At 46.5% G+C, this 8,167-nt stretch carries 11 protein-coding genes and 1 pseudogene; 8 read left to right on the top strand and 4 right to left on the bottom strand.

The genetic code is table 11. The features are described 5' to 3' along the window. Nucleotides 1–67: 67 nt before the first annotated feature. The gene (locus ACFQNG_RS18930; RefSeq protein WP_379867470.1) at nucleotides 68–631 is read right to left on the bottom strand and encodes a GNAT family N-acetyltransferase; all 564 of its coding nucleotides are present in this window, start codon (nucleotides 629–631) and stop codon (nucleotides 68–70) included. 149 nt (nucleotides 632–780) lie between these two features. Between ACFQNG_RS18930 and ACFQNG_RS18925 the strand changes: the two genes are divergently transcribed. The 5 genes and pseudogenes from ACFQNG_RS18925 to ACFQNG_RS18905 all read left to right on the top strand — a co-directional run bounded on the left by ACFQNG_RS18925 (nucleotide 781) and on the right by ACFQNG_RS18905 (nucleotide 4,434). After that, nucleotides 781–960, top strand: coding sequence for an H-type small acid-soluble spore protein (locus tag ACFQNG_RS18925; RefSeq protein WP_379867469.1), 180 nt, complete (start codon nucleotides 781–783; stop codon nucleotides 958–960). A gap of 364 nt (nucleotides 961–1,324) precedes the next feature. Further along, nucleotides 1,325–1,912, top strand: a complete 588-nt coding sequence (locus ACFQNG_RS18920) for a histidine phosphatase family protein (protein WP_379867468.1) — start codon at nucleotides 1,325–1,327, stop codon at nucleotides 1,910–1,912. Nucleotides 1,913–2,203: 291 nt separating this feature from the next. Then, a pseudogene (tnpB, locus tag ACFQNG_RS18915) lies at nucleotides 2,204–3,319 on the top strand (IS200/IS605 family element RNA-guided endonuclease TnpB). A 133-nt stretch (nucleotides 3,320–3,452) separates the two neighbouring features. Next, the gene (locus tag ACFQNG_RS18910; protein ID WP_379867474.1) at nucleotides 3,453–3,632 is read left to right on the top strand and encodes a zinc ribbon domain-containing protein; all 180 of its coding nucleotides are present in this window, start codon (nucleotides 3,453–3,455) and stop codon (nucleotides 3,630–3,632) included. A gap of 142 nt (nucleotides 3,633–3,774) precedes the next feature. Then, on the top strand, nucleotides 3,775–4,434 hold the full coding sequence (locus tag ACFQNG_RS18905) for an MOSC domain-containing protein (RefSeq protein WP_379867467.1): 660 nt from the start codon (nucleotides 3,775–3,777) through the stop codon (nucleotides 4,432–4,434). 87 nt (nucleotides 4,435–4,521) lie between these two features. On the opposite strand, the gene ACFQNG_RS18900 is transcribed toward ACFQNG_RS18905, so the two are convergent. The 3 genes from ACFQNG_RS18900 to ACFQNG_RS18890 all read right to left on the bottom strand — a co-directional run bounded on the left by ACFQNG_RS18900 (nucleotide 4,522) and on the right by ACFQNG_RS18890 (nucleotide 6,910). Next, nucleotides 4,522–4,800, bottom strand: coding sequence for a hypothetical protein (locus ACFQNG_RS18900; protein ID WP_379867466.1), 279 nt, complete (start codon nucleotides 4,798–4,800; stop codon nucleotides 4,522–4,524). A 156-nt stretch (nucleotides 4,801–4,956) separates the two neighbouring features. Further along, on the bottom strand, nucleotides 4,957–5,886 hold the full coding sequence (locus ACFQNG_RS18895) for an aldo/keto reductase (protein ID WP_379867465.1): 930 nt from the start codon (nucleotides 5,884–5,886) through the stop codon (nucleotides 4,957–4,959). A 13-nt stretch (nucleotides 5,887–5,899) separates the two neighbouring features. Beyond that, nucleotides 5,900–6,910 carry a Gfo/Idh/MocA family protein gene (locus ACFQNG_RS18890; protein ID WP_379867464.1) on the bottom strand — a complete coding sequence of 337 codons (1,011 nt, stop codon included), beginning with the start codon at nucleotides 6,908–6,910 and terminating at the stop codon, nucleotides 5,900–5,902. Between the two features lie 125 nt (nucleotides 6,911–7,035). On the opposite strand from ACFQNG_RS18890, the gene ACFQNG_RS18885 reads away from it, so the two are divergent. The 3 genes from ACFQNG_RS18885 to ACFQNG_RS18875 all read left to right on the top strand — a co-directional run bounded on the left by ACFQNG_RS18885 (nucleotide 7,036) and on the right by ACFQNG_RS18875 (nucleotide 8,116). Beyond that, the gene (locus ACFQNG_RS18885; protein ID WP_379867463.1) at nucleotides 7,036–7,257 is read left to right on the top strand and encodes a hypothetical protein; all 222 of its coding nucleotides are present in this window, start codon (nucleotides 7,036–7,038) and stop codon (nucleotides 7,255–7,257) included. 313 nt (nucleotides 7,258–7,570) lie between these two features. Then, nucleotides 7,571–7,900, top strand: coding sequence for a metal-sensitive transcriptional regulator (locus tag ACFQNG_RS18880; RefSeq protein ID WP_379867473.1), 330 nt, complete (start codon nucleotides 7,571–7,573; stop codon nucleotides 7,898–7,900). 15 nt (nucleotides 7,901–7,915) lie between these two features. After that, a complete protein-coding gene (locus ACFQNG_RS18875) occupies nucleotides 7,916–8,116 on the top strand; it encodes a cation transporter (RefSeq protein ID WP_379867462.1) in 201 nt (66 codons plus the stop codon). Nucleotides 8,117–8,167 lie beyond the last annotated feature (51 nt).

Below are 8,167 nucleotides of genomic sequence, written 5' to 3'. Positions count from 1 at the left end.
CAGTGTAACAAAAAAAGTGCCCGAAGGCACTTTTACAAATCATGTTATGCTTTTGCATCAGTCTCCATCAAGAGTGGTTTTGTTTGACAGATGAAGAACGTGGGTTGTTTTTCTGTCGCCATTCGTGCTCGAGCAGGCTGTATTGGTACAAGCTCCAATAACTCTCGCCCATTTTGCGGGCGTCGCGAATCAGCCCTTCTTTGATAAAACCCACTTTTTCATAGCAAGCGATAGCGCCCGCGTTAAAATCAAACACCCTGAGGTCAATGCGATGCAGATGAAGTTGGTCAAACGCGATGCGCAACATCTGTATCATCATGTGTTCGCCAAGGCCTTGCCCCCGTTTGTTGGGGGCGACAAGCACCCTTGAAATGCTCGCGCTCAGATTTAGGTAATCGATGTGGCTCAATTCAATATGACCCACTACGTCATTCCTGGAATCCACCGCCTTAAAAATGAGCAACGAGGGGGGATTGCTTTGATCGACTTGTTTGCAATGTTGTTCCAGTTGCGCTTTGTCCAGCGGATAGGTGAAAATGGGACCGGCCCATTGCAAGAGAAATTCGGGGGAATCAATCCAACCGATCAGGCGATCCATATCAGCCGGTTCAAAGGGTTTGAGTGTAATCATCCGTTGGCTCTCTTTATATTGAATGGTTGTTTTTGAAATGAATGCGCAAATTTTATAAACCGTGATGGTCGTACTTGAACTCAGATGTGCATAACTCAGCTCCTTTAACGCAATCTAAGAGCAGATTGGTTAAAAAGGAGGGAGCCCAGATGGATATCGAACGGGCCAAGGAGATTTTACAGTCGCCGGAAAGAATCGAAGTAAAGTATCGCGGTGAGCCGGTTTGGATTGAGATGGTGGATGAAACTGCGGAAAAGGTGCGCGTTCACTCCGAAACCAATCCGCAAGAGGTGAAGATCATCCCCGTTTATGACTTGGATGATCGGTAATGCGCATATAGCCATGATGATAGAGAGCAGAATCAAGCTCTCTATTTTTATTTGGATATCATGCGATACTCATTCCCCATCCCCATTACCCTGATTGGATGTAGAAATGATCAGAATAATGGTATTATATAAGTCCTGCATAAATATAGCAATAAGGTGGGTTTACGAATGCTGATCCGTTGGTTTCATCTGGCTGATTATGAGTCCGTGGTTCAACTTTGGTGAGATGGCGAAAGTGCAGTGGGCCTGCAGGCCATCTGGTTGAAGGGGAGGTGGTCCAACCGACGACAAAGCACGAGTCATGGGCTATGATATGGAAATTGATTAAACTGGGACGGTACCTGCTCTAATGGAGGAATGAGTGATGCAAATCTTGTTGATACGGCATGGACAATCGGAAGCGGACCTGCGCGAAGTGCATGAGGGAAGAGCCGATTTTCCGTTGACGGAGAAAGGGATTGAACAAGCGCACAAGATGGCGCGACGGGTCAAAGAAGATTTCCCGCCCGACTATGTTTGGGCAAGCACATTGAAAAGAGCAAGTGAAACGGCATCGATCCTGGCCAAAACCATTGGCTGTCCGATCAACTATTTGCCTGAGTTGCACGAGCATGACAACGGGAAACTAGCAGGTCGCCCCTTGGCGGAAACGTCGTTCCCGTTGGACATCCTTCCCCATGTGAAGCTGGGCGAGACGGGTGAATCGGGCATTGAGTTCCGGGCGCGGGCCGAGCATGCGTTTTCCTATATTAAACACTATAGCAAATCCTATCGCCGCATCGCGATCGTTTCGCATGGCGGCATGATTTCGCGGATGTTGGAAAGCTTTCTGGGGATGCCGGTCCATCATGATTGTTTTATCCAAACCAGCGATACGGGGATCCATCTGATTGAATATCATGAACGGGGCCGGCTTGTTCATTTTTTGAATAGTGATAGCCACGCAAGGTGATTTTTATATCTTTGCGAGCGAGAAAACCCCTAGCTTCAGCTATGGGGATGAGAGCGAGCGTCGGACGAGGGAGGGTTAAAACCCTCCCTCGTCCGACCATTTTTGTAAATATTCTTTGACTAACTTCTCAATTATCTTGCTGGCATCTGTATTCTCTTTAACAGCTTGTAGCTTTAAGTGCTTAATCACTTCTTCATCTAAAGAAGTGGTAAATTTCTTTCGTGTTCGTTTTTCCTCCTTTTTCTATTGCGTATTTACGCATATGATATGGGAAAAGGAGGTGAAAAGCAAATGCACAAAGCGTTTAAGTTTCGTATCTACCCAACGAAAGAACAAGCCACACTTATTAATAAGTCAATGGGTTGTAGTCGGTTTGTTTTTAACCACTTCTTAACCAAGTGGAATGAAGCATACAAGCAAACAGGAAAGGGATTAACGTACCATGCTTGCTCTTCTCAACTCACGCAATGAAAGAAGGAACTCGTGTGGTTAAAAGAAGTGGATTCCACTTCACTTCAAAATGCATTGAAGCATCTGGACGATGCATTTAAATGCTTTTTCAAAAAGCAGAATGACCGTCCCCGCTTCAAAAGCAAACGGAACAAAGTCCAATCCTATACCAGTCAATGTGTAAACCAAAACATCAAAATAGAAGGAAACAAAATGAAACTCCCTAAGCTAGGATGGGTTCAATTTGCTAAATCCCGTGAAGTCGAAGGAAAAATACTTTCTGCCACGATCCGCCGCAACCCGTCGGGTAAATATTTTGTTTCCATCCTATGTGAAATGAAGGACTGTCCATATGTCCCAGTAGATAAAGGGAAAGCGGTTGGTATCGATCTCGGTTTGAAAAATTTCGCAATCCTCTCGAATGGTGGAAAAATCAATGCACCCAAGTTCTTCAGAAAGTATGAAAAACAATTAGCTAGATGGCAACGAATCCTATCACGCCGTCAAAAAGGCGGTTCCAATTGGAACAAAGCACGGGTCAAGGTTTCTGGAATCCACGAAAAGATCGTTAATGCTAGACATGATTTTCTACATAAACTGTCTACCAAACTGATTCGCGAAAACCAAGTCATCTGTCTGGAAGACTTACAGGTAAAAAACATGATTAAAAACCACAACGTAGCTAAATCAATCACCGATGCGTAATGGTCTGAATTTGTATCCATGTTGGAGTATAAGGCTAAATGGTATGGAAGAATCATTGTCAAAGTCGGAAAAACTTTTCCATCTAGCCAACTATGTTCCAACTGTGGTTACAGAAACAAGGAAGTAAAAAGTCTCAACCTCAGACAGTGGACATGCCCAGAGTGTCACACAAACCATGACAGAGATATCAACGCATCGATAAACATTTTACAAGAAGGTTTAAGACTCATTGCCGCTGGGCTGGCGGTCTAAGCTTGGTTAAGTTCCCTTCGGTGGAAGGGATTACCCAAGAATTCCCTGACTTTAGGCATGGGGAGTGGTCAAATAAAGGGGATGACTAGATGCGGATGCCCCAAATGTGGGAAAAAGAAATTAGCATGGAGAAATTGCCGTCACGGGAACCGGATTAAGCCGTCTCTTCAATCTCGAGCATAACAAGTTTAAGATTATCTCTTGCAAGAATTGCGGATATTCGGAGTTTTATCGTGCGAAGAGCACAGGGGCGATGAACATCATCGATTTTTTCTTTGCAGATAAGAGGATTCCTACGAAAAGAGGAGCATAAGGGGAGTTACTGGAGATCAACTCCCCTTTGATTACAAGGTGGAAGTGTGTTGATATCCAAGGCTGGAGAGATCCAACGTTAAGATAACGCCGGCTTTTTGATAGGATAAGAGTGATGAAACGGAAGGGTGGTAAGAGCAGGAATGATTCAGCGAATGCCGCAGTTGGTGAACTTGCATGTGGGTATGCCAAAAACGATGGAGTATGGTGGTAACAAGGAGATGCGGACAGGGATATGTAAGGACCCGATCGAGGAAGTTTACTTGGCCAACGAGGGCTTTCACGGGGATGGAGTGGCCAACCCCACCTTTCACGGCGGGATTGAACGTGCGGTGTGCGTGTATCCGCATGAACATTACTTGATGTGGGAACAAGAGTTTCAAACAAAATTGCCCGCGTGCGCCTTTGGTGAGAATGTGACGGCTACCCATCTCTTGGAACGGGATGTGTGCATCGGAGATATTTATCAATTAGGCGAGGCGGTGATTCAAGTCACGCAAGGCAGAATTCCCTGCGATACGATTAACAAACGAACGGGAATCCCGACTCTGATGGCGCGAATCATAGAGGAAGGGTATACCGGATTTTTTTGTCGCGTGTTGCAAGAAGGCACTGTAAGGAAAGATTCAACGATTCAGTTATTGGAACCCCATCCCTTGCAGGTGTCGGTGTTATTCGCCAATGAAATCTATTTTCATCGCAAGCGCGATGTCGAAGGAATTAAGAAAGTGCTGGCCGTTCCTGAATTGGCAAAGGTCTGGCGGGAACTTTTGGGTAAGCGGTTGGACGCGGGCCGGAAGTGAAATTGATTCATCATGAAATATGCGACCCCCGAATTGAAAGCGAAGGAAAACAGGCTCCTTGTTCTGGCCAAGGAGCCTGTTTTCCGCTTAAAGCTCCAATTTATTGATAATCGAGTCATACACACCGGATCCATGCCCGTGAATATGGGATGTCTCTTCACGGAGCAAATCGATGACATAAGCGCGTTCTTGTTCAGACAAATCAGCGTCCACATCACGCAATTTCCGCTGTAAGCTACTGATCAGATTCAGACTGTGTTCGGCTTCTTTGCGGCCGGGCTCACGTATGTTGGCCTCGTGCAAGCGGGCTTCTTCTTTCTCCAATCGCTCAGACAGGATATTCATCTCTTCAAGAGATAAGATCATGATTGTGCCTCCTTCAGACATGATACGCCTATAGTATCTGCCCGAGCAGGAAAAATATGCTATGAAAAAGGGTGCGCAGCCCACAAATCGCCGGAATGAAGCCACAACTTGAATAACGCAAACAGTCTGGGCAACAGAGTAGACGGACTATATCATTCAGGCCTTTTCCTCTTGCAAATCCAACCAATTCATTTCTTGTTCACTTAACTTGATCTGCATCGCCTCAAAGCAGGATTGGATCTCCGCCCGGTTCCGGGGCCCGACGAGGGCGGCGGTGGGGAAGGGTTGGTTCAGCACATAAGCCAAGGCGATTTGGATCAGGGAACAGTTCTTTTCCTTTGCTAGCTTGCCGGCGCGATGTAAGCGCTCCCAGTTTTCGTCGTTGTAATAAACGCGCACCATATCGGCATTGTCCGTCACCTCGGGACGGAAGCGGCCGGTGAAGAAGCCCCTTGCTTGGGAAGACCAGGAGAGGAGAGGGAGTTGGTGTTGCTGATGCCATGCGCACGTGGCTTCATCCGCCGAGATGCAGCCTTCCCAGAATGGCTCTTTGGGTTTGGCCAGACTGAGATTGGTACTGCTGAAGGTGAATCCGATCAGTCCATGTTTCGCCGCATACTCATTGGCTTCCTGAAGCCGTTCGTGAGACCAGTTGGAACCACCGATGGCACGGATGCGGCCCACCTCGATATGCTTGTTAAGCGCTTCCATGATGACGCCCACAGGGACATCAGGATTGTCACGATGCAAGGCATATAGGTCGACGTAATCTGTGCGTAATTCTTCCAGGCTGACGTTGAGGTCATAATCAATGTCTTCGGGAGTGACGCGGGGGCCGTTGTGGTCATGATGGGCGCCTTTGGTCAAGATGATGATGTCTTCGCGCTTGACTTGTTGCAACCATAAGCCAATCGTTCTTTCGCTGTGCCCATAGATGCGCGCGGTGTCGATGGCGTTGCCGCCGAGAGAGACATAGGCGTGAAGCAATTCACTGACGGTGTCGGTGTGATCAGGTGAAAAGAAATCAGAGCCCATGATCAATTTGGAGCAGGGTTTGGCCAAGCCTTGAATCGTTATCGTGTTCATACCCATTCCCCCTTCATTCTGATAAGGCGATACGCGCCCGAGTGCGCGCGGATTTGAGGCAGGCGTCCAGCAAAGCCATGTTGTTGATGGCGTCAGAAGCGGGGAAGAGCAGCGAAGTTCCTTCAAGCACGCTACGCGCAAAGTCATCGGCTTGCAAGCTGTATTGGTTTACATGGGGCACTTCCACTTCGCGGTGTCCCTTGGCAGTGGTGACAAAGAAATGGGAAGAAGCATCGGCTTGACTCACAAATGCCGAAGGAACCATGATGTTGCCTTCTGTGCCCACAATCTCCAATGTATTGCGAAATGCTGCCCACATGCCACAATCAAAGGTAAGGCCGACACCGTCGGAAAATTCCACCAAACCAGAAGCCATCATGTCTACCTGGTCATGCTCGGGAGAGAAAAAGGCGTGTACGGTGACCGCTTGGGGCTCTTCTTCCAAGAGCAAACGGGCGACACTGAGCGGATAACAGCCGACATCGTACAGAGAGCCACCGCCCCACTCCCGTTTGTATCGGATATTGCCTCTGTCCCCAGCGTTATTGAAGGTAAAAGTGCTATGAATCCCACGAATGATCCCGATTTCACCTGAGTTGATCACTTCTTTGATCTGGGTGTAGCGGGGATGATGACGATACATGAACGCTTCGGCCAGTTTGACGCCCGCATGATCGCAAGCGCTTACCATTTCCGCCGCTTCTTGCGCGGTTAAAGCGAGGGGCTTTTCGCACAGGACATGTTTGCCTGCTTCTGCGGCACGAACGGTCCACTCTTTATGCAGATGGTTGGGTAGCGGAATATATACGGCGTCGATGGAAGGATCAGCAAGTAAGGCTTCATAAGTGTCATAAGAGCGGGGGATGCCGCACTTTTCCGCCGTTTCTTTGGCTTTCTCGCCATTTCGGCTGGCAATGGCCGCCACTTCGCCCAAAGCCGATTGTTGAATTCCGGGAATAACGGAATGAATGGCGATGTTGGCGCAACCCAAGATTCCCCATCGCAATTTGTTGGTAGCCGTCATGAAATCAGCTCCTTTACCTTTAGTATATTAATTATTTTAATAAATCGAAAGTATATTTTTGATAAAATTTTCTGCATATAAGACAATGGATATATGGGTATAAAGTATAAAAGGAGGGTGAGTTATTGATGGAAACGGTGGCGGGGATTTTGATGTGCCTGAGTTTGCTGATGCTGGTCATGGCCAAGGTGGAATTGGGAAATCGGGATGGCAATACGGTGGATGCCTGGATCCAACAACATCGTTCCGCCGAAGAAAAAGAGCAGGGAGCCAGGCTTGGCATGAGATTTCTGCTCTTTGGCATACTTGGGTTTATTCTATCCTTATGTTTGTTTTATTGGAGTTGAAAATCACTTATCCTTGAAGGCTAGGTGAATTTTTCTTAAGTATGTTGAGGAAACGCAATCACAACTGAATAATCTCAAACAAATGACCTTAGTAACATTTAAGAAGCAAATGTATTTGAGTTCAGATGGTGGGCATAAGTGAATCCAAATCGTGAAAGATGGTCAATCAATCAAATAGTTAGTCAAAAAAACGGCAACTTACTGCATTTGGGCAAAGGTTGTCGTTTTTATCTCTTTTATATCAGAAAATATTAGAAACGCCCCTTTACATACGCTGGTGGGGTATAGTATATTTTAGTGGGAGGTGGTTGGTATAAACGAACAGTTAAATGATGCTATCATTGATGAAACCAATTGCATCAGTGACAGAAAAAGTCATCATCCAGACAAGACCAAGCATAATCTCACTGCCCGTCTTAATCGAATCGAAGGACAAGTGCGCGGGATTAAAAATCTTATCGAAAAAGATGCTTACTGTGATGATGTGCTCAACCAAATCTCCGCGATTCAGTCGGCATTGAATAGTGTCGGCAGGCTCCTTCTGGAAGCCCATATGAAAAGTTGCGTAGTGGAACGTTTGCAAGAAGGGGATACTGAGGTTATCGATGAGATGATGAACACCTTTAAAAAATTGATGAAATAAAGGAGAGAAACCAAAATGAAAAAAGAGGTATTGCGTGTGGAAGGAATGTCCTGTGGTCATTGTGTCAATGCCATTGAAGGAGCTTTAAAGAACATGAATGTGCAAGCGACAGTGGACTTGGCCGGAAAAACGGTAACGGTGGAATATGATGAGAATCACGTAAGCATTGAGCAGATTAAAGAGGCGATTGAGGATCAAGGGTACAATGTCGTTTAACCTTTAATCACCTGCCAGGCTATTTATTTTTAGGCTGCTAATATACTCCTA

Origin of the sequence: Laceyella putida (assembly GCF_042665195.1) — a bacterium.
Classification (GTDB): Bacteria; Bacillota; Bacilli; order Thermoactinomycetales; family Thermoactinomycetaceae; genus Laceyella; species Laceyella putida.
This window is presented reverse-complemented; position numbering and strand designations above follow the sequence as displayed.

Coding starts and splice junctions, on each gene's coding strand:
- ACFQNG_RS18925 (WP_379867469.1), top strand. CDS start 781: ATGGATATCGAACGGGCCAAGGAGATTTTACAGTCGCCGGAAAGAATC.
- ACFQNG_RS18875 (WP_379867462.1), top strand. CDS start 7,916: ATGAAAAAAGAGGTATTGCGTGTGGAAGGAATGTCCTGTGGTCATTGT.
- ACFQNG_RS18895 (WP_379867465.1), bottom strand. CDS start 5,886: ATGAACACGATAACGATTCAAGGCTTGGCCAAACCCTGCTCCAAATTG.
- ACFQNG_RS18920 (WP_379867468.1), top strand. CDS start 1,325: ATGCAAATCTTGTTGATACGGCATGGACAATCGGAAGCGGACCTGCGC.
- ACFQNG_RS18905 (WP_379867467.1), top strand. CDS start 3,775: ATGATTCAGCGAATGCCGCAGTTGGTGAACTTGCATGTGGGTATGCCA.
- ACFQNG_RS18930 (WP_379867470.1), bottom strand. CDS start 631: ATGATTACACTCAAACCCTTTGAACCGGCTGATATGGATCGCCTGATC.
- ACFQNG_RS18890 (WP_379867464.1), bottom strand. CDS start 6,910: ATGACGGCTACCAACAAATTGCGATGGGGAATCTTGGGTTGCGCCAAC.
- ACFQNG_RS18900 (WP_379867466.1), bottom strand. CDS start 4,800: ATGATCTTATCTCTTGAAGAGATGAATATCCTGTCTGAGCGATTGGAG.